The organism is Paenibacillus periandrae (assembly GCF_022458865.1).
GTDB lineage: Bacteria > Bacillota > Bacilli > Paenibacillales > NBRC-103111 > Paenibacillus_S > Paenibacillus_S periandrae.
In genome coordinates, this window is record NZ_JAJNMU010000013.1 from 25626 (window position 1) to 52415 (window position 26790).

General features: G+C 46.7%; 28 protein-coding genes. 13 read left to right on the forward strand and 15 right to left on the reverse strand.

The features are described 5' to 3' along the window. Positions 1–1146 (reverse strand): A/G-specific adenine glycosylase, encoded by a 1146-nt coding sequence (mutY, locus tag LRL21_RS21930; protein ID WP_240417931.1) that lies wholly within the window; start codon positions 1144–1146, stop codon positions 1–3. A gap of 38 nt (positions 1147–1184) precedes the next feature. On the opposite strand from mutY, the gene LRL21_RS21935 reads away from it, so the two are divergent. From LRL21_RS21935 to LRL21_RS21945, 3 genes are read left to right on the forward strand one after another with little or no spacing between them, the layout of a single operon-like run. Next, positions 1185–2078 (forward strand): AraC family transcriptional regulator, encoded by an 894-nt coding sequence (locus tag LRL21_RS21935; protein WP_240417932.1) that lies wholly within the window; start codon positions 1185–1187, stop codon positions 2076–2078. Continuing rightward, positions 2075–2668, forward strand: a complete 594-nt coding sequence (locus LRL21_RS21940; RefSeq protein WP_240417933.1) for a hypothetical protein — start codon at positions 2075–2077, stop codon at positions 2666–2668. The genes LRL21_RS21935 and LRL21_RS21940 overlap by 4 nt, the downstream gene beginning before the upstream one ends. Further along, positions 2665–3045, forward strand: a complete 381-nt coding sequence (locus LRL21_RS21945) for a c-type cytochrome (protein WP_240417934.1) — start codon at positions 2665–2667, stop codon at positions 3043–3045. The genes LRL21_RS21940 and LRL21_RS21945 overlap by 4 nt, the downstream gene beginning before the upstream one ends. Positions 3046–3103: 58 nt before the next feature. Here the strand turns inward: LRL21_RS21945 and acpS are convergent, their stop codons facing one another. The 4 genes from acpS to LRL21_RS21965 form a co-directional block, all read right to left on the reverse strand. Beyond that, the gene (gene acpS, locus LRL21_RS21950; RefSeq protein WP_240417935.1) at positions 3104–3505 is read right to left on the reverse strand and encodes a holo-ACP synthase; all 402 of its coding nucleotides are present in this window, start codon (positions 3503–3505) and stop codon (positions 3104–3106) included. A gap of 65 nt (positions 3506–3570) precedes the next feature. Further along, entirely contained in the window at positions 3571–4380 is an 810-nt protein-coding gene (gene nadE / locus LRL21_RS21955; RefSeq protein ID WP_240417936.1) for an ammonia-dependent NAD(+) synthetase, read from the reverse strand. 114 nt (positions 4381–4494) lie between these two features. Further along, on the reverse strand, positions 4495–4929 hold the full coding sequence (locus tag LRL21_RS21960; protein ID WP_240417937.1) for a BrxA/BrxB family bacilliredoxin: 435 nt from the start codon (positions 4927–4929) through the stop codon (positions 4495–4497). 111 nt (positions 4930–5040) lie between these two features. Further along, complete coding sequence (locus LRL21_RS21965; RefSeq protein WP_240417938.1) at positions 5041–5781, reverse strand: polysaccharide deacetylase family protein; 741 nt, start codon at positions 5779–5781, stop codon at positions 5041–5043. Between the two features lie 182 nt (positions 5782–5963). Between LRL21_RS21965 and LRL21_RS21970 the strand changes: the two genes are divergently transcribed. Both LRL21_RS21970 and LRL21_RS21975 read left to right on the forward strand, forming a co-directional pair. Beyond that, positions 5964–6587, forward strand: a complete 624-nt coding sequence (locus tag LRL21_RS21970) for a DedA family protein (protein ID WP_240417939.1) — start codon at positions 5964–5966, stop codon at positions 6585–6587. Further along, positions 6584–7852 (forward strand): BaiN/RdsA family NAD(P)/FAD-dependent oxidoreductase, encoded by a 1269-nt coding sequence (locus tag LRL21_RS21975; protein WP_240417940.1) that lies wholly within the window; start codon positions 6584–6586, stop codon positions 7850–7852. Before LRL21_RS21970 ends, LRL21_RS21975 begins: the two co-directional genes overlap by 4 nt. 108 nt (positions 7853–7960) lie before the next feature. Here LRL21_RS21975 and lspA read toward each other — a convergent pair whose 3' ends face one another. Further along, the gene (gene lspA / locus LRL21_RS21980; protein ID WP_240417941.1) at positions 7961–8431 is read right to left on the reverse strand and encodes a signal peptidase II; all 471 of its coding nucleotides are present in this window, start codon (positions 8429–8431) and stop codon (positions 7961–7963) included. A gap of 91 nt (positions 8432–8522) precedes the next feature. On the opposite strand from lspA, the gene LRL21_RS21985 reads away from it, so the two are divergent. Next, positions 8523–9032: a hypothetical protein gene (locus LRL21_RS21985; RefSeq protein ID WP_240417942.1), complete on the forward strand. Its 510-nt coding sequence runs from the start codon at positions 8523–8525 to the stop codon at positions 9030–9032. A 114-nt stretch (positions 9033–9146) separates the two neighbouring features. Here LRL21_RS21985 and LRL21_RS21990 read toward each other — a convergent pair whose 3' ends face one another. Then, on the reverse strand, positions 9147–10031 hold the full coding sequence (locus LRL21_RS21990; RefSeq protein WP_240417943.1) for a cation diffusion facilitator family transporter: 885 nt from the start codon (positions 10029–10031) through the stop codon (positions 9147–9149). Between the two features lie 444 nt (positions 10032–10475). Here LRL21_RS21990 and LRL21_RS21995 point away from each other — a divergent pair, with 444 nt between their 5' ends. Both LRL21_RS21995 and LRL21_RS22000 read left to right on the forward strand, forming a co-directional pair. Continuing rightward, a complete protein-coding gene (locus LRL21_RS21995; protein ID WP_240418112.1) occupies positions 10476–10754 on the forward strand; it encodes a magnetosome magnetite crystal formation protein family in 279 nt (92 codons plus the stop codon). Positions 10755–10961: 207 nt separating this feature from the next. Beyond that, a complete protein-coding gene (locus LRL21_RS22000) occupies positions 10962–11930 on the forward strand; it encodes an aldolase catalytic domain-containing protein (protein WP_240417944.1) in 969 nt (322 codons plus the stop codon). 235 nt (positions 11931–12165) lie between these two features. On the opposite strand, the gene LRL21_RS22005 is transcribed toward LRL21_RS22000, so the two are convergent. Then, positions 12166–13569, reverse strand: coding sequence for an NAD-dependent malic enzyme (locus tag LRL21_RS22005; protein WP_240417945.1), 1404 nt, complete (start codon positions 13567–13569; stop codon positions 12166–12168). 413 nt (positions 13570–13982) lie between these two features. On the opposite strand from LRL21_RS22005, the gene LRL21_RS22010 reads away from it, so the two are divergent. Beyond that, complete coding sequence (locus LRL21_RS22010) at positions 13983–15011, forward strand: C40 family peptidase (protein WP_240417946.1); 1029 nt, start codon at positions 13983–13985, stop codon at positions 15009–15011. Between the two features lie 82 nt (positions 15012–15093). Here the strand turns inward: LRL21_RS22010 and LRL21_RS22015 are convergent, their stop codons facing one another. From LRL21_RS22015 to coxB, 6 genes are all read right to left on the reverse strand, one after another. Continuing rightward, entirely contained in the window at positions 15094–15549 is a 456-nt protein-coding gene (locus LRL21_RS22015; RefSeq protein ID WP_240417947.1) for a DUF420 domain-containing protein, read from the reverse strand. A gap of 28 nt (positions 15550–15577) precedes the next feature. Beyond that, positions 15578–16486 carry a cytochrome c oxidase assembly protein gene (locus LRL21_RS22020; RefSeq protein WP_240417948.1) on the reverse strand — a complete coding sequence of 303 codons (909 nt, stop codon included), beginning with the start codon at positions 16484–16486 and terminating at the stop codon, positions 15578–15580. Between the two features lie 107 nt (positions 16487–16593). After that, the gene (locus tag LRL21_RS22025) at positions 16594–16908 is read right to left on the reverse strand and encodes a cytochrome C oxidase subunit IV family protein (protein ID WP_240417949.1); all 315 of its coding nucleotides are present in this window, start codon (positions 16906–16908) and stop codon (positions 16594–16596) included. Continuing rightward, complete coding sequence (locus LRL21_RS22030) at positions 16909–17529, reverse strand: cytochrome (ubi)quinol oxidase subunit III (RefSeq protein WP_240417950.1); 621 nt, start codon at positions 17527–17529, stop codon at positions 16909–16911. Continuing rightward, positions 17526–19337 carry a cytochrome c oxidase subunit I gene (ctaD, locus tag LRL21_RS22035; RefSeq protein ID WP_240418113.1) on the reverse strand — a complete coding sequence of 604 codons (1812 nt, stop codon included), beginning with the start codon at positions 19335–19337 and terminating at the stop codon, positions 17526–17528. Before ctaD ends, LRL21_RS22030 begins: the two co-directional genes overlap by 4 nt. Positions 19338–19407: 70 nt before the next feature. Then, complete coding sequence (gene coxB, locus LRL21_RS22040; RefSeq protein ID WP_240417951.1) at positions 19408–20448, reverse strand: cytochrome c oxidase subunit II; 1041 nt, start codon at positions 20446–20448, stop codon at positions 19408–19410. Between the two features lie 331 nt (positions 20449–20779). Here coxB and LRL21_RS22045 point away from each other — a divergent pair, with 331 nt between their 5' ends. From LRL21_RS22045 to LRL21_RS22060, 4 genes are all read left to right on the forward strand, one after another. Continuing rightward, positions 20780–21466, forward strand: a complete 687-nt coding sequence (locus tag LRL21_RS22045; RefSeq protein WP_240417952.1) for a hypothetical protein — start codon at positions 20780–20782, stop codon at positions 21464–21466. Between the two features lie 242 nt (positions 21467–21708). Continuing rightward, positions 21709–23628, forward strand: a complete 1920-nt coding sequence (locus LRL21_RS22050) for a DEAD/DEAH box helicase (RefSeq protein WP_240417953.1) — start codon at positions 21709–21711, stop codon at positions 23626–23628. Between the two features lie 105 nt (positions 23629–23733). Continuing rightward, positions 23734–24324 (forward strand): guanylate kinase, encoded by a 591-nt coding sequence (locus tag LRL21_RS22055; protein ID WP_240417954.1) that lies wholly within the window; start codon positions 23734–23736, stop codon positions 24322–24324. A gap of 138 nt (positions 24325–24462) precedes the next feature. Continuing rightward, positions 24463–25635, forward strand: a complete 1173-nt coding sequence (locus tag LRL21_RS22060; RefSeq protein WP_240417955.1) for a conserved virulence factor C family protein — start codon at positions 24463–24465, stop codon at positions 25633–25635. A gap of 148 nt (positions 25636–25783) precedes the next feature. On the opposite strand, the gene LRL21_RS22065 is transcribed toward LRL21_RS22060, so the two are convergent. Further along, positions 25784–26716: an MBL fold metallo-hydrolase gene (locus tag LRL21_RS22065; protein ID WP_240417956.1), complete on the reverse strand. Its 933-nt coding sequence runs from the start codon at positions 26714–26716 to the stop codon at positions 25784–25786. Between the last annotated feature and the right edge of the window lie 74 nt (positions 26717–26790).

Consider the following 26790-nt stretch of genomic DNA (forward strand, 5'->3'; position numbering starts at 1 on the left):
TTACAGCTCTGTACAGGCTGCAAAATATGCTTTCAATATTTTCAGAAACACGTTCGGGAATGCAAAATTGTCCATTGTGGCGCTATCCACCCATTGATAATGAGAAGGCAGCAGCATGCCTGCAGGGCTTGGAATGATACCAGGCTCCAGTCTGCATGCAATAATATCCATATCCCAGTGAATATGGCTGAACGTATGCTCAGCGTGCATAAACCATCTTTCCGGAATAATACCGATCGTTTCCTCTGCCAATTGGTCCGTCAGCAGCTTGAATGATTCTGGTATAAGTTCCGGCGAGGATGGACTGACGTCCATATAGGTAAACGGAACCTCTGTATGAGGCAGCTCCCACATGCGGGCCAGCAGCCCTTCCTGCGGCCTCTGACGAATCAGAACTTTACCTTGGTGATCACCGCTGCCTGCAATTAATGCCGCTACCCGCTGCTCTGGACGTGGGGGCTTGGCCTTTTTCTTAATCGGCAGCTGTTCCTCCAACCCCGCTTCACGGGCTGAGCAATGCTCCATAACCGGACAAGTCAGACAGTTCGGGGAACGCGGCTTGCATACCATAGCTCCAAGCTCCATCAAAGCCTGATTAAAATCCCCTGCAGCCCCTTCGGGAATCAATGCTTTTGCCAGTCTTTCCATTATCCCTCTCGTGCTCGGCTTCATAATATCTTCTTCAATCAAAAAGTACCTCGATAATACCCGCATCACATTGCCGTCCACTGCAGGCTCAGGCTTGTTATAAGCAATACTCAAAATGGCCCCTGATGTATACGGACCCACGCCTCGGAGGGAGGAAATTTCTTCTTTACTCTCGGGCACTATGCCTCCGTATCGTTCATGAACTTCCCTAACCGCCCCTTGCAGATTACGTGCCCGTGAATAGTAGCCAAGACCTTCCCACAGCTTGAGCACGTCCTCTTCCGGTGCCTTAGCTAATGCTTCCACAGTAGGGAACCTTTCGATAAAACGGTGAAAATAAGGAATGACCGTATCTACCCGCGTTTGCTGCAGCATAACCTCGGAAATCCAGATATAATAGGGATTACGACTGCGACGCCATGGTAAATCACGGCGGTGACGAAGATACCACGCCAGCAGTTCATTTGAAAAGTATTGTTGTTTATGTGTCGTGTCCATGAGTTCTCCTTCTGGTGATACATATTGTGGTATAATAAATGGCAGCTTTTAATGAAGGAGTGGGACCGATGCTGACTCCTGGTGAACTAGCCGCCAGACTGAATAAACTAGTAATTTCCCTGCTGCTTGTCGGCCATCAAAAATGCAGCCCTGAATGGCGACAGCTGCCCCGAACGATCCGTCATCATTCGATTTGGCTGATTATTAAAGGAAAAGGCAGCTTTACGATTAATGGAACCCATTATCCTGCGGACCCTGGCAAGTTCTTCTCCTTCAGTCCCGGTATGGAGGTTGAACGGCAAACCGATCCCGAGCAGCCGTTGGAATACTATTTCTTTCGTTTTCATTATACGGAAACTTTCGACGAGAAGGAACAGTGGATTTCCCGAAGCTCTGAAGAATCGCCATTTCCTCTGGAGGGCATGTACACCGTACACAACACACCCCAGCTTATTTATTTGTTCGAGCAATTGGACATATTATGGAAGCGTAGAGGGCATATGACCGCCATGCGTCGTAAAATATTGCTGCTGGAGTTTTTCATGACGTTGATTCAGGATTTCCGCGCACAAAAGGTCGCCGGAAACACGACAGCAGCTATAGAACTAACCCAGGATTATATGGTAGGCCACTACCAGGAGCCTCTGACTCTAGAAGGGCTTGCGCAAATGGCTGGGTTGAGTATAAGCCATTACTCGCGATTATTCAAAAAATACATAGGCTACAGCCCCATCGATTATTTGACGCATCTCCGCGTTGACCGCGCCAAGGAGCTGCTGATGCTGTCCGATTATCGTCTGAAATCGATAGCAAGCAGCGTAGGCTACACAGATGAGTTTTATTTCAGTCGAATTTTCAAAAAAGTAACCGGTGTATCTCCACGTGACTATGCCAAAAAGCATCGTTTTGTTACGTCAGCAGATCGCAATTGATGCACAGAAAAGGTGTGAAGATGATGAAATCAGTTGAAGCCATGAACCCGAAGCAGACTATATTGCAAAACATTCAAAGCTCACGACCGTATCTCGTATGGTTGATGATCTGGGGTATCCAATCGGTGCTGGCGTCCACATTGGAATTTATCGGACAATGGCTGAATGTCGCTCCCTGGCAGTCGCTACCACTGTGGATAGCACTTGCAGCAAGTGCTATTGTGTTATGGAGGGATGTCCGGCTTGGCGTCTGGTCCAGATTAACGATACCAGCAGGTTCATCGGTATGGGCTGTTATAATGCTCATTATAGCAGTCTGGACGCTTGGATATGTACACGCTGCGGATACGTCCTTTATACCCTTGTTGAAATCCTTCATTGTGGCCGTTTCTCTCGCTCAGCTCGGTGTATGGCTTGGAAAACCCATCCTTTATATAGGCATATGGCAGTTTGTGCTGACGCTTGTGGTTGCGACTCAATATCTGGGCTTGGCTTCGGTGGCGCTTGGTGGCGCTGGAGGACTAAGTATGATTGCGTTAGGGTGGATGTTGTACATAGGAAATAAACAATCGGAGGGGGTTATCCAATGAAGAAACGGACCCAATACATGCTAACCGCGATTATTATGGTAGCCATTGGCGTCATATCAGGCTGTGGCAGCAACACGCAAAACAGCGGCAAGGAGCCTTTTGGAGCGGCTAAAAATGCGAATACAAATGATGCGTTGGTAGGGGCGCCCGAGCAGGTCCAATCCGTATATAAGCAAAATTGTCTTTCCTGTCACGGAGGCGGGCTTGAAGGGCGTGTAGGACCCAAAACGAATCTTCAGCAGGTTGGCTCACGATTAACTAAGGAGCAGATTGACAAGCAGATTACTGGCGGCGGCAACGGAATGCCGGCTTTTGGAAGCAAGCTGAAGCCAGAAGAAACGCAGGCGTTGGTAGATTGGCTGGCTACCAAGCGTTAAAAGGCGACCTGCGCTTCTGTCTTCTGTGGAGGCTCAGGCTTCGTTGAACGGCTAACTGCTACGGGAGTAGCCCTCTGTTCTCAACCATCACATATGCCATTGCTGTCGAATCGGTATGGGTGATGCTGAGGTGAATGACAGTGCAGGCCGGATCAAGCTCCAGCCGCTGCAAGGCTGCATGATCAACCGTGCAAATCGGCTTGCCGCGTCCATCCGGCAGCACCTCAATATGCTGCAGCGACACCTGCTTGCCGATACCACAGCCGAGCGCCTTGCTCACCGCTTCCTTGGCGGCAAAGCGGCCGGCAATAAATTCGGCCAGACGTCCCTGCCGCGTGGCAGCCAGCTCCCGTTCTCCCGGCGTCAGTACGCGGGCAGCAAATCGCTCTCCCGCGTCGCCTTTCATAATCTTATTCACTCTGGCGATATCGACTAAGTCGATTCCAATGCCTATTATCATTGAAGCTTGACCTTCTTCCATGCTTTCTATGAAAACTTCGTCCAATTAAGCTAGCCTATCCCCTGTTATATCCCCGGAATAGTTACTCGCTTGTGCTCGGTCTTCAGATACTGCTTCTCCAGCTTCTCCTTGGCTGCAGGAGAAATCTCTTTGCCCTCCAGATAATCGCTGTTGTCCTCATAAGTGATGCCAAGCTCAGACTCATCCGTCTGTCCTTCCCACAATCCAGCCGTTGGAGCTTTATCCAATACGCTCTGCGGAACCCCCAGCACTGCCGCAAGCTGTCGTACCTGTCGTTTGTTTAACGTGCTGAGTGGCGTAATATCAACGGCCCCGTCTCCATACTTCGTGAAAAATCCGGTGATCGCCTCAGATGCATGATCGGTACCAACCACAAGCAAATTCAAATCGAAGGCCAATGCATATTGCAGCACCATCCGCGTTCTTGCCTTCACGTTGCCTTTGCCCGCACGACTTATATGACGATGAATGCCGATCGATTTCAGCCCATATTCGGCTTCAAGCGCTATTTCATTGACGGTTTCCTCGATATTTGTCTCGATTTTGTAGGTTAATCCGAAGGCTTCAGCTACCGCATAGCTGTCTGTGATATCCGACTGCTCGCCATATGGCTGAAATACACCAATCGTCTTGTACTCCCTGCCCTTCTCTGCCGTTAGCTCATCGGTGGCCTGCTTGCACAAGCCTGCAGCCACGGCGCTGTCAATACCTCCGCTAATTGCAATCAACAGCCCATCAACAGCCGCATTCTCTATGTATTGCTTCAAAAAATCCACCCGTGTACGGATTTCCTCATCCACCTGTATAGTCGGTTTCACGCCCAGCTTGGCGATAATTTCTTGCTGCAGACTCATGATTCTCCACCTCTCCTCATCCATTTTTACAAAAAAACTCCCGCAGCAGCCCAGGAATTCCTGAGGCCGGGGGAGTCTTCGTATATCGGAAGCGTCTATCGAATAAACAGCTTCCTACTTACAGTAGTTTTCAAAAGCACTGATCAGGTCGTTAGCGATTAAATCAGCGGAACGATCCTCAATTTGATGACGTTGAATAAAATGAACAAGCTGTCCATCCTTAAACAAAGCGATTGATGGTGATGATGGTGGATAAGGAGCCAAATACTCACGTGCTTTGGCAGTTGCTTCTTTATCCTGTCCGGCGAATACCGTGAACAAATGGTCTGGCTTTACCTCGTTTTGCAAGGCTTTGGCCACACCGGGTCTGCATTGGCCAGCGGCGCATCCGCATACCGAATTAATAACAAGAAGAGCTGTACCTTTCACGTCTGCGAGGTTTTCAACGACTTCCTCCGGCGTGCGCAGCTCAGTAATTCCGACTCGGGTTAAATCATCTCTCATCGGTTGGACCATATCTTTCATGTACGATTCAAATGACATCGACATCTTAGCTCATCTCCTTTACTAACATAATGATATAAAAACTATTCTAACTCTCATTATACATCGGCAAGGTTGGAAAGCAAAGGTTCTTTGTACGCTCACCATAAACTTCGGTCAGCGATTTCCCGGTCGCAGGAATTGAAACGTAAAAGAATCCTTGCCCAGCACATCAAAATGATACCCAGACTGCTTTAAGTAGGAAATAATTTCCGGCAAAGCTTCCACTGTCGTCGTCTTCACATCCATATCGTGCATAAGCACAATAATTTGTTTTTTGCCGCTGCTGTTGCTTTTTACCGAATCGACAATCGCTTCCTTGCTCTGAATAACAGCTGCTGCGTCAGTGGAGCTCACATTCCAATCAAAATACTGATAGCCAAGCGCCGACATCTCGCGGGTAATAGCACTCATGATATGACGGCCCCCTGATCGCCAGCTTAAGTGATTATTAGATCCTCCCGGATAACGTAATATATTCGGCCTGACCCCAACCGTTTCTTCCAATAATCGGTTCAGCCGTTCCACATCAGCCTTAAAGGCCCCTACCGAACGGTAAATACGGTTATAATCGTGTGAATACGTGTGATTGCCAAGCGTATGTCCTTCATCTACAATTCGATGGAACATCTGCTTGCTGTGTTCAGAGGTTTTTCCTGTAACAAAAAATGTAGCCTTGATCCCATTTTCCTGCAAAATGTCCAAAATACGTGAAGTACTTTTCGAAGGTCCATCGTCAAAGGTTAAGTACGCTATCTTGTCTGATGACGTTGCAGCTGCAGCTGCTGGAGATGACGAGCTTACGACACAAATCATCGTACACAAAGCGGTAATGATCGAGCAAATCAGGTATTTCATAGCAATCCTCCCCTACGATTATTATGGACGTAAGCGGACTGCAGCAGGCTGTACGATTACTGGTTCACCTGCTATGAATTTCCTTATTAGGCAGCTTCACAACAGATAGTTTGCCAATTTTGCTGTTCGAGGTTTTTATTGGTATATTAAGTTTGAGCCTAATGGAGAAATGGAGCTTGAATATGACTTATGAAACGCTGATAACGATGATTGGACAATATGGGTATGCAGCATTATTTTTTGCTTTATGGTTGGGAATCGTTGGGATGCCTGTTCCGGATGAAGGGATTGTCATGACTGGAGGAGCCGTGACCGCAAGCGGTGTGCTTTTGCCGATTCCTGCCTTTCTACTTACGTATTTGGGAGTTGTGTCAGGACTGACGTTGGGTTATGTTATAGGGCGATGGATTGGCACACCGGCATTAAACCGAATGCGTCGTAAGAAGAAGCTTGCTATATATGTTGACAAGTCGGAGCGGCTTGTTGCCCGTTATGGTTCCTATGCATTGGTGATTAGCTATTTTCTTCCAGTAGTTCGTCATATCATTCCGTATCTTGTAGGACTCAACAAAATGTCCTTTCGGCGTTATGCCCTCATCTCATACTCAACTGGTCTTGTATGGACATTGTTATTCTTCTCATTAGGCTACGTTGCCGGTGATCATGTGCCCCAGCTGGCAATTTTGGTACATCGGTACGGGTTACAGCTGTTATGGCTGCCTGCGATCGCTTTGATCGTATATATCGTGATAAGAATATGGAAAAAACAACGGAGGTTGTTAACCAAAGGGAGATTGGATTCATGAAGTTCGATGTAATTGTTATCGGCGGCGGTTCAGCCGGTCTTATGGCAAGTATTGCGGCAAGCGCTGGCGGCGCGAAGGTATTATTGATTGACAAGGGTGACAAGCTGGGGCGCAAGCTCGGTATTTCTGGTGGAGGACGATGTAATGTCACGAATAATAAGGATATTGATGAGCTGATCAAGAACATTCCCGGCAACGGGCGTTTTCTATATAGTGCATTTACCCATTTTGGCAGCAAGGACATTATCTCTTTCTTTGAGGGGCTTGGCATTAAGCTGAAGGAAGAGGACAGGGGGAGGATGTTTCCTGTTACTGATAAGGCCAAAAATGTAGTCGACGCGCTGATCAATCAGGTAAAGCGCCAAGGCGTTCATATTCAGACGAATGCTCCTGTTGCGGAGGTTCTGTACAAGGATGGACGAACAGCAGGTGTACGACTGAAATCCGGAGAGCTGATACATGCAGCATGTGTTATTGTCGCTACAGGAGGCAAGTCCGTGCCGCAAACAGGCTCAACCGGTGACGGCTATCCATGGGCCGAGCATGCCGGGCATTCGATATCTGAGCTTTTCCCTACCGAGGTGCCTATCACCTCCAAGGAACCTTTTATCAAGAGCAAGGAGCTGCAAGGACTATCCTTGCGCAACGTCACACTATCCGTATGGAATCCGAAGGGGAAAAAGCTCATCGAGCATGAAGGCGACCTGATCTTTACGCATTTTGGCATATCTGGACCTATCGTATTGCGATGCAGCCAATTTGTAGTGAAGGCCCTCAAGCAATTTGGAACGCCTACGATACCGTTAACGATAGACCTTCTTCCCGAGCATAGTCTGCAAGAGGTCCATGACTATACGTTAGGATTAGCACGGACAGACGCCAAAAAGGCAATCAAAAATGTATTAAAGGCGGCTTTGCCTGAACGGCTTATTCCGCTCTTACTGCACAAAGCGGAGCTAAAGGAAGACATCACCTATGACAACATCCCCAAGCAGCAATGGCTTGAATTGTGCAAGTTCGTCAAAGCTTTTCCTATTGAGGCAAATGGGACGCTATCGATCGAAGAGGCCTTTGTTACAGGCGGGGGTATTAATCTTAAGCAGGTAGATCCGAAAACTATGGAATCAAAATTAATGAGCGGGCTGTATTTTTGTGGTGAGATCCTTGATATCCATGGCTATACGGGAGGCTATAATATCTCGGCGGCTTTTGCCACTGGACATACAGCTGGAACCCATGCTTCACTTTCCTTGCAAAAGGTGTAGCGAGTAAGGTAATTACGTGTTGCTTTGCGGCCCAATATCCTCCCGATCTTCAATCACGGGTGCTTCTCCAGCATTATTGGGCTGCTTCATTCCATCTTCATCCCGCTTCTAGCTCTCATTCACATGCTCAGACTTGGATTTTTGTGAGACATAATTTTGAATCATCGCTATTATCATAAAGAGTACCCCTATATTGATTGCCAAATCGGCAATATTCATCACTCCTCGGCCTGAACCAAATGCCAAAAAATCAGTGACTGTGCCCAGCAGGATGCGATCGATTGCATTGCCAACAGCACCCCCAACCATAAATCCGGTACCTATGTCCATCAGTGTTCCGCGAAGCTCGCCTTTTTTGCGATAATACAGAATACCTGCAACAAATAATACGGCAACCAAAGCAAACAGGCGTGCATATCCTGGGAATAGACCACGAGCCATTCCATCATTTTCAATATAAGTCAATTGCAAAAGCCGATGAACAGGTATCGATTCTCCGAGCTCCATGTACAAGCGAACCAAAAGTTTTGAAGCTTGGTCAATCACCATGACAACAGCAGCAATCATATAAAAAAGCATGGCACTGATTCCTCTCTTGTTAAGACTTGCGCGATTCAATTCGTCAATTTCGCGTTAATGATAAGTATCCAATGTGTGAAGGGGAATTGTAATGAAAAAAATGTGGCGAACGGTTCTCATTACCTCTTTATTATCATTAATCATGTCCGGTCTTACTTCTGCACAAACCAATGGAGATTATGCCCCCGTAGCCAAAAGCAGCGATACCCATCCGGCCTACATTCAGGATATGTATACGGATAATGGAAAGACCTATATCGTTGTTGATGATATCGAATGGTATGAAGGTAAAGAAGCAGATGCTGTTTTTGCACAAAAAGAGCCTGAATTCGGGCAGATGGGTGCGCCAAGCGGCTACTATATCGTTAATGATAACACTAAACTGCAAACATTTGAAATTCAGAGTGATGCAGCGGTTTTGATGCAAATATATAATCGGAATGATCGTCCTGAGGAAGCCCAGATTGTCTGGAATGAACCGTTAACATTGAACAAATTCAAAGCTATTTTTAGTAAGGACGCTGTTATTCATGAGTATCCCTACCATTTGACTGTTAAGGATGGGAAGGTCGTAAAAATCGTGCAACAGTATATTCCATAAAAACAAGAGCTTCGACCGGATCTGATTCGATCCTGGTGAAGCTCTTTTGGTATTCTTGGACAAGCCAGCTCATGTGTATCGCTTAATCCCGAGAGCCTGAACCCTCACCAGGAGCTAGCTTTCTTCTTTTAGATTGGAGTAAGGCTCTACATGTACATGCACATTATCAATACTATGCTGCAGTTGCATACGCTGCTCGATTTCGTCACTTATATGGTGGCTTTGCTCCACGCTCAGCTCCGCACTTACCTCTACCACCACGTCAAGCAGCACACTGCTGCCATGGACTCTAGCCCGAATATCCTTAATGCTCTTCACACCAGGGGTTTCACGTACGGTTTCCTGAAACACCTTCAACCGCTTATCATCAAAGCCGTCTGTCAATGCATGTGTTGCCTCAGAAAATATATTCCATGCTGTCTTGCATATAATCAGTCCTACGGCAAATGCAGCTATCGTATCCAATATCGGATAACCGAATCTCGATCCTATAATACCAACGGTTGCGCCTATACTGACAAAAGCATCCGAACGGTTATCCATAGCCGCAGCCATCAACGAATGATTGTTTATACGTTTGGCGAGCTTTCTATTATACATATATACGACCCACATCACGACAGCCGAGAAGAGAGCAACCCATGCCGCGAGCATATCAGGGGCCTGGCGTTCTGCAGATATCAAGCTTTGCACAGATTGAATGATAACCTGAATACCGGCAGCAAACATAATAAAGGAAGCCACCAGCGAAGCAATCGTTTCCGCCCTCATATGACCATACGGATGATCGTGGTCAGGGGGTTTACGAGAAATACGCAGACCGATCAGCACCGCCAGAGATACAATAATATCGGTTGTATTATTAATACCATCAGCGGTCAACGCTTCAGAGCCCGTTATATAGCCCATACTGATTTTGAATATGGATAAAAGAATATACGCAGCAATACTGACCCATGCGCCCTTCTCACCCTGCTTCAGATTATCATATGCGTTCACTTCTGACACTCCTCCAGACCATGATGAAACATGCTCGTAATCTATATGTCCATCATAACAAACGAATCTCGTGTGGGTCTAGAGAAACAGTGTTACCCTGACAACGAAAAATAGGGGTAGCACAACTTTGTTTTCCATGGCAAATCTTTTTCACCCAAGCTCACTTACCATTAATATGTACTGATTGCCAACGGCCGATGGTTTCTTTCAAACCAAAAACCGTTATTAGCCATAAGTTCTATTATTTCCCTTGAAAAAAGAAGATATTCCAAATAAAATGGACATATGCTGTTTCAATTTTGCATACGATGGTTACAACATAATCAAACAGTGTATACCATTTACAAGAAAGAGGTGGATATGTTGTCATCCCCGTCAGAAGATCCTAATCGTTCATCTGAACAGCTTTCAGTCGATCCAGCCGATGCCGCTGAGAACAAAGTGATGGGCATTCTAGCCTACATAATTTTCTTCCTGCCCCTCCTCGTTGCCAAGCAATCACGATTTGCCATGTACCATGCCAATCAAGGCTTACTGCTGCTGTTGGTCTGCATTGCTTGTAACATTGTATTAGGTGCTATTCCGTTCCTTAACTTGATTCTGGTGCCCATTGCCAATCTGGGTGCACTTGTATTAACGATTTTGGGTATCATTAATGCCGCTAATGGCCAAATAAAGCCATTGCCTCTGATCGGTAAATATACCCTGATCAAAACTCCATAGCACTCATTATCGTTCATAAATACGCAACGAACAATCCGGCTTCGTGATGAAGTCGGATTGTTTTTATTGACAAGATTGTTTATACTATGGCATATTAAATATAGGAAATTTACTTTACCGCTTAAAAGCCAAAAAGCGTTAAAGAACAATGAAGCAGACCGCTGCGGTCTGACTAACGGCGCACTGACAGAAAAGGAGCAAATTCGGATGACAAAAGATCTTAACCACAAAATTTTGGACTGTACGATTCGTGACGGGGGACTCGTCAATAACTGGGATTTTAGCGTAAAAATGGTTCAGGACATGTATGCTGGCTTAAGCGAAGCCGGTGTGGAATATATGGAAGTTGGTTATAAAAATTCAGCTAAGCTGTTAAAGGGTGCCGATGCTGGTCCTTGGCGCTTTTTGAATGAGGATTTCCTTAAGGAAGTTATTAAAACAAAAACCGATACAAAACTGTCTGCATTAGTCGATATCGGCCGTGTGGATGAGAATGATATTTTACCTCGTGAGCAAAGCCATCTGGATATGATCCGTGTAGCGACTTATATCAAAGATGTGGACAAGGCGCTGGAGCTGGTCAACAAGTTCAATAGCTACGGCTATGAGACAAGTATTAACATTATGGCTCTTTCCCACGTTATGGAAAATGAATTGACAGAAGCTTTTGAAGATATCGCTAAAAGCCCTGTCGATGTCGTTTATGTAGTCGATTCCTATGGCAGCATGGACAATCGTGATGTCGATTATATGGTATCCAAATTCCAGAATCTGCTTCCAAATAAAAAGCTCGGACTTCATATGCATAACAACATGCAGCTTGCGTTCGCCAACACATTAGTTGGAGCTGCCAAAGGCGTTGAATTTCTCGATGCTTCCGTATTCGGTATGGGCCGCGCCGCTGGCAACTGCCCAACTGAGCTGTTGGTAAGCTATTTGAAAAATCCTAGATACGAAATTCGTCCCGTATTGGATTTGATCGAAAGACACTTGATCCCTATGCGCGAAAAAGTGGAGTGGGGCTACATTATTCCTTACATGGTCGCTGGTGTATTGAATGAGCATCCACGTGCTGGTATGGCTCTGCGGTCAAGCTCCGATAAGGACAAATATGTTGAATTCTACGACAGGCTAACTTCTCCAGAGGCTATGCCTACCAATCATCATTCTGACTAAAATGTTCGTGAACTGAGCTGTACAAAAAAGGGCAGGTGCTTCGGCAGTCTGCTCTCTTTGTGCGTTCATGACGTACCCTTTTATAGAGATGCGTCAGTGATTAGACGGAATTATCTATAACCAACAGAAAAAGCAGCCGGAGGCTTCCGACTGCTTAAGCTTTGTTTACATTAGAGTTACTTCAACAGAAGTATCATATTTAGTCGGATAACACCTGTTCAAGGGTCATTCGCTTTTAACGAAAATCTGGTGGAATCCGGCGGGCAACACCCGTACGAATCGCTGCCTCGATAACAGCATGGCGAACATTGGCAACCACATGATCGTTAAATATACTTGGGATAATATACAGCTCATTCAGCTCATCATCGCTCACGACCGAAGCAATAGCACGAGCGGCAGCCAGCTTCATATCCTCATGGATACGGCGTGCTCTGCAATCCAATGCCCCTCTGAAAAGCCCCGGGAAGCACAGCACATTGTTGATCTGATTCGGATAATCACTACGTCCGGTTGCCAGCACACGAACATGCGCTTGAGCAATTTCCGGATCGATTTCCGGCTGAGGATTGGCAAGAGCAAACACAATCGCATCATTAGCCATCGACTGAACATGCTCAACCTTCAGCAGTCCCGCACGCGACACCCCAATGAATACATCAGCCCCGTGAATAACCTTGTCCAAGCCGCCAGCAACATCTTCAACCTGAGGTTGTTCAGCAAGCCATTGCCACATCGGTTGATCATAGGTTTGACCGCGGACAATCGCACCATCACGGTCAACCGGTACAAGATGCTTAACCCCTGCCGCGAGCAGCATTTTGCAAACCGATACACCAGCAGCCCCGATTCCATTGACTACAACACGTATGGATTCAATGGGCTTGTCCACAACCTTCAGCGCGTTAATCAGGCCAGCCATCATAACTACAGCTGTTCCATGCTGATCATCATGAAATACCGGTATATCGAGTTCCTTCTCCAATCGGGATTCAATCTCGAAGCAGCGCGGCGAGCTGATATCCTCCAGATTAATACCTCCAAAGATAGGACTGATCACTTTCACCGAACGAATAATTTCCTCTGTATCCTTCGTGTCCAGGCAGATCGGGAACGCATCCACACCAGCCAGCTGCTTGAACAGCATCGCTTTCCCTTCCATAACCGGAGCAGCAGCCTGCGGTCCAATATCACCCAGCCCCAGAACAGCCGTGCCGTCCGTAATAACAGCTACCGTATTTCTTTTGATAGTTAAGGAATAAGCCTTGAGTGGATTTTCTTGAATAGCGGTGCAGACACGGGCTACCCCTGGTGTATATACACGGGACAAGTCATCCCGATTTTTGATCGGCATATTCGGTTGAACAGAAATTTTACCGCCTAGATGAGCAAGAAAGGTACGATCCGACACGTTGATGAGTGTGATCCCTTTCAAGTCCTTAATGGCTTGAACGACTTCAGTCTCAATCGAATCCTGCACATCTATCGTAATATCTCTAACCGAGGATTCCTTGCCGACACGGATAACGTCAATCGAAGTTACATCTCCGCCCGCACGGCTAATAACTGCAGCCACATCACCAAAAGTTACTAAATCATGTGCTAACTCTACCCGTAAGATGATACTTGTATTTGCCATAAAATCCTCCTTCTGTTCATCATAATGAACCTTGTTCTTGATACTGTTTTTACTATCATATCATGTTGACTTTTCAGTTACAATGCTAATCTTATTTCTGCCCATAACACCATAAAAACCATGTCAACATTTACCACTAAACTTAGCTGGTTCAAGCGACGATATAATGGGTACCCCGCCAAATCTTGAGACAAGCCTCGAACCCTATGAAGCGGTGGACTCCTATATAGGACTAACAAGTGGATTCTTAATCCCATTGTGGCTGTCAAACGGGCTAGATGTCAAATCAACAATTTCAATAACTAGCTACAGCTTTTTTTATCGATCCCTGGCAAACCTCGTTCTCCTGCTTATAAGCAACGAGAATGTTTATATACATAAGGTTTGAAAATATCAACTGGAGGTATTACATTTTGAAAAAACATCTTGCGACATTGCTGTTAGCCACCACTCTCACCACGAGCGTCGGTCTACTCGTCCCGAACCAAGCCGATGCTTCATCAGCCGTCATTGTCAGCAGCGTTAACTTCAGAACTGGAGCGTCCGTCGATTCGAGCAGCAAAGGATTTTTGAAAGCCGGAGAAACTGTTGAAATTTTATCTAAAATTAATGACTACTGGTACAAAATCCGTAATTCCAAAGGAGAAACCGGTTATGTATCAACCAGCAGTCAATACATAAAAGAGATCTCTTCCGGCGGTAGTGGTACAGGCAGCGGTGGCGGTACCGGCAGTGGTACCACCGATCCTTCCTCGGCCGTCATTGTGAGCAGCGTTAGCTTCAGAACTGGTGCATCGACTGATTCGAGCAGCATCAGGTTTTTGAAGGCCGGAGAAACCGTTAAGATTTTGTCAAAAGTGAATGACTACTGGTACAAGGTTAGTGATTCCAACGGGGTTACAGGTTATGTATCCACCAACAGCCAATACATCAAACCGTCCACTTCCGGTGGTAGCAATGGTGGAAGTGGAGGTAATACTGGAGGTAATAACGGCGGTAATACCAGCAACATCATTAATAGTGTTATCAAAGCGGGCAAATCCTATTTAGGTACCCCTTATGAGTATGGTTCCGACCGTTCCAACACCAACACCTTCGATTGCTCTGATTTTGTACGCCAGGCTTTTAAAGATGGTGCCAATATCACACTGCCAAGCGACTCCAGACAGCAGGGTGACTACGTCCGCAAAATCGGTAAAACCACTACCAATTGGAACAACCTCAAGGTAGGCGACCTGATGTTCTTCATGGATTACAAAGGAACAAGCAAATCCCTATATCCGAGCAATACAGCTAATCAGACGATTACACATGTTGGTATCTATCTGGGAGATGGTCAAATCTTGCACACCTATTCCAAGGAATCCGGTGGAGTCCGTATTGACAGTATTGCAAATAGACACTGGGAATACCGGTTTATATTTGGAGGTAGTGCGCTTTAAGCTGCATCCCGAACTTATAATCAATACGTAACAAAAAGAAGCAGATGCATCCATCTCATGGACAAGCATCTGCTTCTTGATTTTATATGCCAAAGATCGCATTGATCATGGGTTTGGTATCTCCACCCGGATACAGCACATACAGAAGAATGAATACGGCTACACCTGTAGGTGCTGTTAGAAGCCAGATTACGGCTGTCCACCGCCCGATTCTGCGATGTCTGGCAAACCTTTGTTTATACGCAAGCAGCAGGGTGACGATCCCGAATACGCCGCCTGTCGTAGCCAAGGCAATATGAAAAAATAAAAATAGATGATAGGGCAGCTTTAAATGCTCAGGACCCCCAAAGCTTGTATTGCCGACAAATAACGTTCTGGATAAATAAATAATAAAAAACGCAAGTGCAAACACCGCACCCCACACCATCAGCTTTTGATGTGTTTGACGGTTCCCCTTCACAATCTGGTACCATCCACAGGCGACAAAGATCGCACTGATCACAATAAAGCTAGTGCTGATCGTTGGTAAAATAGGCATACTGAGTCCCACCTAACCCATCATAAATTTAAGCTCGATTCATTTGAACAGAAGGCTGAGCTTGTGGATGCTGAATTAAAGACTCATTCATCAGATCTTCCTCGGCTTCCATTTTACGCTCTCTCCGGTACCAGCCGAAGAAGGTATAAGCAAGAGCTACAGCATAAACAATTTCCTGAACAATTTTCATAATGACCCCGCCAAGCTGTTGATCATTAAGCACCGACATGAACAAGTACTGTTCAGGAACATCAGCGTAGGCTTGATATAAAGGCGATCCTGCAAATATAATCAATGCGCAGGCAGGCGTAAGCAAGATCCCGTTAACAAAGATATATCCCATCTTCTTAAGCTCGGACATCCGATTATATTCTGGTAGCGGGCAAAATACCGGAAACCACAGCTGGAAGGCAGCCAGCAGAAAAATAGCTTTGTACAGCTCATGCAGTGGCATATTAGCCATCAAAGTATCCATAATGATCGGAATATGATAAAAGGAGAACACGATATTAAACACGAACAAAGAGATCAATGGCGATGTGAACACCTGCATAAACGCCTTCATCGCTCTCGGTTTCAATACAGGACGAAGCAGCCAGCCCGGCAAGCCGAACAGAAGCATCGGGGGTACAACTAAATACAGAAATGACTGCTGCAGCATATGAGCACTAAAGCTATATAGATGCGAATACAAGCTGAGAGGCGATCCCTCTGCTACATAATACATCAACAACCCCAGATAAAAATAAACCATCCGACTCGTCTTCACAGGTGCGTTATCCGTAAAACGATGTCGCCAGCGAGTTACAGCCAGAGTGTACAGCCAGCCAATAATGACAACAATAAGGAGCAACCCTGGACTCCACAAATTGGCAAAACCTGCTGACATTAAATCTCCTCTAGTGTGCTCCATATGACCCATTGCTTCCATGTTCATGTTGATTCTCCTTTCTAAATAACCTTGATTTCCAGCATCTTACTTTGTGAAAAATAGTGCATGCTCAAAAGAAAGAAGAGGCTTTTATTTCTAAAAGCCTCCTCTACTTACCACCAAGTCCAGTAGACGGCTGCCGCTACTGCAGTTAAAGCTACGATAAATCCAAATATAATCCCGACAATTGGAAACAGATGGCCTCTTTCCTTCATGTGCATCCAATAAGCTAATTGAAAAATCGCTTGTACGATCCCAAGACCAGTTAAGAAAAGAATCAGGAACCAACGATCCAAACCGCCATATAGCACTGCGGCAAAGGCAATTATGGTTAAAAGAATCGATACAATATAAGACAAGTAATGGTTCTTAGGGCTTTCCGCTTTATGGCGCTTAGCCGCTGGTGTTGCATGCTGTTGGCTGCTCATTTACGGTCCCACCTTCCCCAATAAGTACACTACGGTGAAGATAAATACCCATACTACGTCGATAAAGTGCCAATAAAGTCCGGCAACGTAATACTTAGGGGCAGTTACGACGGTAAGTCCTTTTTTGAACGAAGAAATAATTAACAATGTGATCCACAGTACACCGAACGCTACGTGTGCTCCATGGAAGCCAACGAGTGTATAGAAGGAAGTAGCAAATGCACTCTTCGTGAATACATGACCTTCATGAACATATTCCATGAACTCATAAATTTCCAGACCCAGGAATCCCAGACCTAGCAATACAGTAACAGCCATCCACAAGTTCAGCTTGTTCAAATCATTGCGATGCATGGCCATTGTAGCGAATACGCTGGTCAAGGAGCTCGTTAACAAGATAAGTGTGGAAATTCCGACCGTTGTCAGATTAAATAGTTCTTGTCCGGTAGGGCCGTCAGGAACCTGATTACGTAATGCGATGAACGTTGCGAACAACGTACCGAACAATACGCACTCTCCGCCAAGGAAGAGCCAGAAGCCTGTGACCTTATTCTTGCCTTCCAATGTCGCGGTTTCCGCGTGAGGTGGCAGTGCACCACCTACTTCATGATGCGCACTCATGCCTTAGCCCCCTTATCTTCAAGTTCTTCCGGCTCAATATGAAAGCCCTTGTCATCATATACCGAACGAAGGAACATACAAACCAGCATGATGCCTCCACCGATAATTGCGACAGAATACGTGTGATACATAAATCCGAAGCCTGCAATAAAAAATCCAATAGAGAATATTAAAGGCAGGATCGATGCCGATGGCATATGAATCGAACCAATAGGCTCGGCAGGCGTCATTTCCTTGTTGCCAGCCATTTTTTCTTTCCATAATGCATCCAAGCCACGAACAAGCGGAGTTTGTTTAAAGTTATATTCAGGTGCAGGAGAAGGAATCGACCACTCCAGAGTACGACCATCCCAAGGATCTGCAGGTGCATTTTTTGGCTTACTTGCTGCTACAATTGCATTGATCAGGAATACGATAGTACCAATACCCATCAGGAAAGCACCAATCGTACTGACGAAGTTACCTTCTTCAAGCCCTACGCCTGGCTGGTATGTAAATACGCGGCGTGGCATCCCCATAAGTCCAAGGAAATGCTGTGGGAAGAATGTCAGATGGAAACCGATAAAGAATGTCCAGAAGTGAATTTTGCCAAGCGTTTCGCTAAGCATACGTCCGAACATTTTAGGCCACCAGTAGTATAGACCTGCGAATAATCCCAGTACAAGTCCACCTACGATAACGTAATGGAAATGCGCGACAACAAAGTAAGTATCGTGATACTGGTAATCTGCCGGAGGAACTGCGAGCATAACCCCGGTTACACCACCCATAACAAAGGTTGGAATAAACGCTGTAGCAAACATATTAGCTGTCGAGAACGTAATTTGACCGCCCCACAAAGTAAACAGCCAGTTAAATATTTTAACCCCTGTAGGTATGGCAATCGCCATGGTAGCAATCGCAAAAATCGCGTTACCTATTGGACCGATACCGGTTGTAAACATATGGTGAACCCAAACCATGAAACCCAGGAATCCGATCAACGCTGTTGCGAATACCATGGAGCTGTATCCGAATAGACGTTTTTTGGAAAATGTACTGACAATTTCGGAAATGATTCCGAAAGCAGGGAGAATCAAAATGTAAACTTCGGGATGCCCAAATATCCAGAATAAGTGCTCCCAAAGCACAGTATTCCCGCCCTTGGAAATTTCGAAGAAAGCACCGCCAAACATCCGGTCGAACATAAGCTCAACCAAACCAACCGTGATCGCCGGAAAGGCAAACAGGATCAAAGCCGAGGTAATAAAAGCCGTCCAAGTAAACATTGGCATTCTCATGTAAGTCATGCCAGGCGCCCGCATATTAATAATTGTAACGAGGAAGTTAATCCCCCCAATTAGTGTACCCAATCCTGCGATTTGCAGACCTAGCACATAAAAGTCGACCCCATGATATGAGGACGTGGTATCGACTATGGATGATAATGGAGCATAAGCCGTCCAACCAGCCGTAGGAGCACCGCCCAGAAACCAGCTCACGTTCAGCATTACGCCACCAAAGAAGAATAACCATAAGCCAAGTGCATTAACGAAAGGGAATGCTACATCTCGCGCTCCAATCTGGAGAGGCACTATCGCATTCATAAATGCAAATATGATAGGCATTGCGGCAAAGAAAATCATCGTTGTACCATGCATCGTTGTCAGAGCATTAAACGAATCGCCAACAAAAATTTTCTGATCTGGAAATGCCAACTGAATCCGGATCAATATAGCTTCCAGTCCGCCTAGTAAGAAAAAGAAGCCGCCTGCGATTAAATACAAAATACCGATCTTTTTGTGGTCAACCGTAGTTAACCAATCCATAAGTCCACTGTAGTGCTTTACTGGATGAGAGTTTGCCAACGTATTTTACCTCCTTTTTCCAAAATCGAGCTTATTTCAAACTATTCAAATATTTGATAACATCGTTGATTTGTTGATCCTGCAGCGGTTTCGATCCTGTAGGACCAAAAGCAGGCATTTTGTTACCTGGTTTCACGGACTGAGGATTACTGATCCAAGCATGCAGCTGTGCATCATTGATATCCTTGCCATCCTTGTCTTTACGGAACATTACACCTGCAATCATTTCACGTGAAGCAAAACCGTTCAGATTCGGTCCCATCCCAAGGCCTTCGGGACTGACCGCATGACAGGCGAGACAGTTATCTTTAAACACCTGTTCACCATTCCGCGCATCTGCGGAAATAGTTGCAGGAGCTTTCATTTTATCAACCCACTTGGTAAAATCGGCTTCACTCTTTGATATAACCTTGAAGTCCATCAATGCATGTGACGCTCCACAGAGCTCCGCACACTTACCCATAAAGACAGCGGCATCATCCGCTTCAAAATACATGGTGTTGGTCATGCCCGGATTGGTATCCTGTTTACCCGCAAGTGAAGGCACCCAGAAGGCATGCAATACGTCTGCTGAAGTAAGCTCAAAGGCAATTTTCTTACCTTTTGGAATAACCAAATCCTGTGCTGTTGAAATTCCAAGCTCTGGGTATTCAAACTGCCACCAGAATTGATGCGCCGTTACTTTAACATGTAGCGCGTCCTTGCTGCCAATATGATTGTCTGCAAGCTTAACGGTATAGCTAACGGTTGGTACAGCCAGAATGAGCAGCAAAATAATAGGCACTACCGTCCATATAATTTCCAGAACGTGACTGCCTTCCACTTGCTTCGGAATAATATCTTTATCGCCTTTTTTCTTCCGAAAGCGTACGAGCACATAAATATAAATCGCAAATACAATCACGGTTACCAATACCATGATGCCCAGACTCAGCTCCATCAAAAACAGCTGATCTCTAGCTACCGGACCTCTTGGCCTCAACGCTGAAAGCGTATCGCTCCCACAGCCCGATAATAGTAACATTAACCCGACAAGAGGGATGTAACGCCACAGATTCTGCCATCGATTCATCTAATTAATCCCACCTCTAAAGCAAATATTTTTCGAACAAAAGGTCACATATTGTCAATGAGCCTATTTACCATATTAACTATAAATTCGTACCCCTTTTTTGTCAATCAATCTGGAGAAGTTCACAAATTGTTCTCAACCTGCGCCGCTGCTCGTTTTTTTCCAAATATGTCTCTCTGATTTTATACCCTTGTTCAGACTATTTTATGCATCGCTTTGATTTGAGCTTCCACGCATAATTCTGTTTCTTTGATGAATGCTACTATAATAGTGCGAGTTCAAAAAGTCGACTTTTTGAATCTATACCATAAATAAACTCAAGGAGGACTTCATGCAAAATCTGCGTCTTGGTCTAACCTTTATATGTATCAGCTCCTTATTGGGTCTGTGTGGCTGCTTCAGTATCTATGACAAGAACAGTGCTACGAATTATGGAAGCCGTACTGGAAATACACCGCAGGATACAACACGTGCTTATCAGACTGAACAGCAAAATTCAATCGTTTCCCACCGCCATTCCACCCTTCAATTCAATCAGGCCTTGGGTGAAAAGGTGGCCGCTATGAATGGTGTTAACAGCTGTATTGTAATGATGGCCGACAAAACGGCTTACGTAGCCATCTTGACTGATAACACGGCTTCAGGAACAAAAAGCGGGCCGCTGGAAACCAATAATGCGGGTACGGTAAGAGGCTTGTACAATCCGTCAACTCCATTCAACGACTATATGGATCCTAACCTGCTGACGAACGGTAACAATAATTACGAAACTACTCGATTTCACGACCAGATCACACATTTGTTCAAGCAAAAAATTGCCGAAAAAATCCGCGGTCTGAAGCCCGATGTGTCCGATGTGTATATTTCCGCGAATCGGGATTATGTCAACGAATTGAACCGATTAGCCCAGAAGGCTTGGAACGGTCATGATTTGACGCCTTATTTGCCTGAATTCGATGCTTTATCTGAACGTATATTCGGCACGCTGCCTACGATTCCGACACAGTCGGAGCAATAAACCAATTCAAAGCCCCCTCAAAGTTTCCCTTCATTAATATATATGAAGAAACAGGAGGGGTTTTTGACGTGAATTGCGTGATTGTCTGGTTTCTTTTTCCTACCGATTCCTGTAGAATGCAAGGTAAGCGCCTTGAAATACCACCACATTATTAGTTTGAATAGTGAAACTGTTTGCACATATACCTGCAGTTGCAAGATGTGATCAAGGAATGAACCGATAGATGAAGGAGATAACTAACAATGAAATCCAATATGTTCACCGCACTCGGCATTAGTGAAGAAGTCGCGGAAGCACTGGCTCAACAAGGATATACCGAGCCGACACCGATCCAGAAGGAAGCGATACCGATCGTGCTGACTGGCAAGGATATCATCGCTCAAGCACAAACCGGAACAGGCAAAACCCTTGCTTTTGTATTGCCGATTCTGGAAAATTTTGATCCTGTCAAAAGCTACACACAGGCTATGATCCTGACACCTACTCGTGAGCTGGCGATTCAAATTACGGCTGAGGTGCAAAAGTGGGCTCCGCTCAAAGGCATGAATGTACTGGCTGCCTACGGTGGACAAGATGTCGAGCGTCAGCTGAAAAAGCTTGCGGGTACAATCCATTTGATCATTGCGACCCCGGGACGACTGCTCGACCATATACGACGCGAAACGGTGCAGCTGAATAAGCTGTCTACTCTGGTGCTCGATGAGGCCGATCAAATGCTGCATATGGGCTTTCTCAAGGACGTTGAGGAAATTATTATGCAAACACCGGTTAAACGACAAACCCTGCTCTTCTCCGCAACGATGCCGACACCGATTCGCAATCTCGCCAAAGGCTATATGAGGTCACCAGAGGAAGTCAAGGTCAAATCCCGACAAATCACGCTCACTGAAATCGAGCAAATTGCCATCAAAACAACAGACCGTGGGAAGCAGGATGCCCTTGTCCATTTAATGGAAGAATTACGTCCATATTTGGCTATGATATTTTGCCGTACCAAGCTGCGTGCCGCTGAATTGAATCAAGCCTTGCAGGAAATGGGCTATGTGTCCGACGAGCTGCATGGCGACCTGACCCAGGGCAAGCGTGAGCAGGTGATGAAAAGGTTTCGTGATGCCAAAATTCAGTTTCTGGTCGTGACGGACATCGCTTCTCGTGGTCTTGATGTTGAAGGGATTACCCACGTATTTAACTACGATATGCCGCATGACACCGAGGCTTATATTCACCGGATCGGCCGAACCGGACGAGCTGGACAGCGCGGAATGGCAATTACGCTGCTTACTCAGCGTGATATGAAGACACTTGTCGAAATTGAGCAGGGCATTAATGCACAGCTGCCGATTCGTACGATGCATGCTGACGGCGAGCTAAGCGCAGAGCAAACCAGCGGGCGCACCCGTGTTGTCCGCAGCGTCGATAAGGATCGCGTGAGCATGAGCACAGAGCGGACGGAACGCGATGGAGCACGCGGACGCGGGGAGCGTGGCGGCGTACGCCGCGGAGCATCCGGCGCAAGCGATGGGCCTCGCCGTAGCCGCAGTGGCTTCGGCGGCAACGCTCCAAGCGGGCGCGGACGCGCTGGCGGCCAGCGTGGCGCAGATGCCGGCGGCTGGCGCGATCGCAGCGGCGCAGCGCCTGCAGCGCGTGGCGATGAGCGCGCCAACGCTGGTGGCGCTCGCACGGTGCGAGGCGATGCACAGCGTAAAGACGCAAGCGGCGAAAGAGGCCTGAGCGGGATTTTCGGCAAGCCCGGCGCTCCTAATCGGAATCGTGATCGTGAATACGGCACGCATAACCGTTCAGCTGGCTCTTCACGGTCAGAAAGACCAAGTCGTGATAACGTGGAATCGACCGATAGCCGCGCCGGTGCATCTGCTTCCAGATATGGAGCTGGGACAGGGGCCGGTCGGGCTAATAAAGGTGGTGCAGCACGTGACGGTGGAGAATGGACAAGCAAGCGTGATGCTCAGCAGCGAGCCAGGGCAAGCACAGGCCGTGGAGCAGCAGCCTCCCGTGGCAATGATCGTACCGGTGCAGCAGGCGGCGGACGGCAGGATCGGAATCCACAATCCGCCCCAGCCCCTAGAGGCTCTGCACCTGCAGGCCGGGGTGCCCGTCCAGGCAGCAAGGGCAGTGGACCCCGTGGTCGCAGCGGACGTTAAAGCCTTAATTTACACAACATAAATACAGAAGAAGCCTTTACCGTGAGAGAGAAACCATGTAAAATAAAGGGTACGCAACAACTCTCAACTCAAGGAGGGGCTTCTATGTACGAATTAAAGGACCATGACATTATTTTCATTTTCACCGGCCCTAATGGTGCTGGTCGGAAAACCGTAGCACAAATGTTGGGTGATACGCTTGGCATGAAACAAGTTCTTTCGCACACTACAAGAGCACCCCGATCTGGAGAAGAGGATGGACTGGATTATCATTTTGTAACCCCTGAGGCTTTTACACAAGCACAGCAGAACAATGAATTTATCGAAGTTATTGAATTAGACGGCAATCGTTATGGTGTTCTCGAGCAAGATTTGGCTAATTCACTGCAAGCACATGGCGTGATTTATCTGGTTCTAAATCGACAAGGTGCCGATACCGTGAAGCGGCTCTATGGACGAAAAGCAATTCGTATCTTCATTTATACAGATCGGCAAACTATTATCAAACGTGAAGAACTACGCGGTTATTCGGCTGACAGCATTGAAAAATCGACAGCTCATTATGATGAAGAGATCGCATACAAGGAACAGTGTGAGCATATTTTTGAAAACCTGGATCTCGCTCATACCGTGTTCGATTTAACCAAGACGTTGGACGACAACTATTTGCATCGTAATCTCGTTGATAAGGACTAGGCTCAGCAGCACATACTAAAAGACCGGTACTTGCACGGACGTGCGTGAACGGTCTTTTTTTATATAATGTCCGCATCCGTATTCGCTTGACGGTGCAGTTGTTACCGTTAATTCATGCTTAGAAAGGTGGCAATACCCTTGCATATTGTATCTATCGAACCGACACCAAGCCCTAATTCCATGAAAATCCAGTTAGACGAGCGTATTCCCGATGGCATTCGGACGACTTATTCCAAAGCTAATATCGAACAAGCTCCGGCTTTTATCGCCAAGCTGTTCGCCATCCAGGGAGTTAAAAGTGTGTATCACGCTGCTAACTTTCTAGCTGTCGATCGTGTTGGAAGCAATGATTGGCAGCCTATTTTGGCACAAATTCACGAAGTACTGGGTGGCTCCCCCTCCACCATCGATCAGTTACAGTCTGCTTCAGAGGCAGCTGATCCGAGCAGTATCTCCTCCTTTGGTGAAGTTCAGGTACTGCTGCAGCATTTTCGGGGTATTCCACTTCAGGTTCGAGTCACAAGCGGCATGGAACAGCAGCGTGCTGGACTGCCGCAGCGCTTTAATGATGCAGCTATTCGTGCTGCCTCCGCAGCACCCAATTTGATCAAGGAACGTTCACTTGAAGATTGGGGTATTCGTTATGGTGAACTGAAGGAAGTATTAGAAGAAATTACTCAGGAAATCGATGCAGCTTATGACGAGACTCGACTGCAATCTTTAATCGAGCAATCACTGCAGCTGGGTGGTGCAGCAGTAGAAGGCGCGTCTGCCGTAAGCTCGGCAGGCCGAACTACCTTATCCAAAGAAGAGCTGCTGCTGCAATTGGCGGCTCCTGATTGGAAGCAGCGCTACGCAGCTTTACAGCAAATTAAACCCTCTATTGAAACGCTGCCACTGTTGACACATGCTCTTAAGGATGAAAAATCGTCTATTCGACGTCTCGCGACCGTATATATAGGTGATTTAAAGGATACGTTGGATGTGCTGCCATATTTGCAGCCTGCTCTTGAGGATTCGACAGCTTCGGTGCGGCGAACGGCGGGCGATACGCTGTCCGATATTGGCGATCCGGGCGCTGTCCCTATGATGATGAAAGCACTGAAGGATCCCAATAAGCTCGTTCGCTGGCGGGCAGCGCGTTTCCTCTATGAAGTCGGAGACGAGCAAGCTCTTGCGGCACTTCGGCCAGCCGAGGATGATCCGGAATTTGAAGTCCGTATGCAGATCAAGATGGCAATTGAACGTATTGAAGGCGGCCACGCAGCAGAAGGTTCGGTCTGGCAGCAAATGACGCGAAGATCTGAATAATTGAAGAGCAACAGCTGTTTGATTATAAGCCCATCCAAGCATATGACTGCAAGTCTGTAAGTATAGGCTGCTATAACAAATAACCCTCCAAAACTCACCTTACCTTGGGCGAGATTACGAAGGGTTATTCGTTGTATAGATGAATTTATTATTTGATCAGCGTTTCACCGTGCTTCAATATCCGCAGTTTTTCAAGGGGCAGCTCCCGCCTGCTCCATTCCACCAGTAAACGATCCAATGCTTCACGCGGGGTATCATCTGCCAGTCGGAAAGCTCCGTAGTGCATCGGGATAAATTCCTCCGCCTGGACATCGATGAAAGCTTGTATCGCTTGCTCAGGCGAAACATGCTGCAAGGACATAAACCATTCCGGCTCGTAAGCACCAATCGGCATTAGCGCATAGCGGATCTCAAACCGTTCACCGATACTTTGAAAGCCAGGGAAGTATCCGCTGTCCCCGACAAAATACACGGCCTCACGCTCCACGCCGGTACGTGTCGCCGGCTGAATAACCCAACCGCCCCAATGCGAGCGGTTAATATCAAACGGCGTTCGGCGCGTCCAATGCTGCGCGGGCACAAAGTGCAGCACAATTCCTTCAACCTGCGCATGCCCCCACCAGCTCAGCTCCGTTACATGGGCATAGCCTCTGGCCATCAGCTTCCCGCTGAGTCCTTCGGGTACATATAAAGGTGTATCCTTAAACGCGCGTAAGGTGCGCATATCCATATGATCATAATGACTGTGCGAAATAAGTACGGCATCGATTCGGGGAAGCTCCTGCATACGCAAGCCTGGGGGCGCCAGACGCCGCTCCAATCCCATTCGTTCCGACCAAACCGGATCCGTCAGCAGGTTGATCCCGCCCATTTGAATCAAAAAGGTGGAGTGTCCGATCCAGGTGATCGTCGTCTTCTCCCGGTTACTGCGAAGAAAATCAATTTCCTTTTGCTCACAGGTCGGTACCACATAGGATAAGTCTTTTATTTTCTCCTTGCGTTCTTTGCGCCATTGACGTAAATCCTTAAGGACCTTGCCGTGGCGGACGCCATTCATATTTTCAAAACGTTTTCCCTTCATCGTGTCCCTCCCTCTTGAGTGTCTGTTCTTTACTATAGCCTTTTTGCTTTGATGGCCCAGAGTCTGTTGGACAG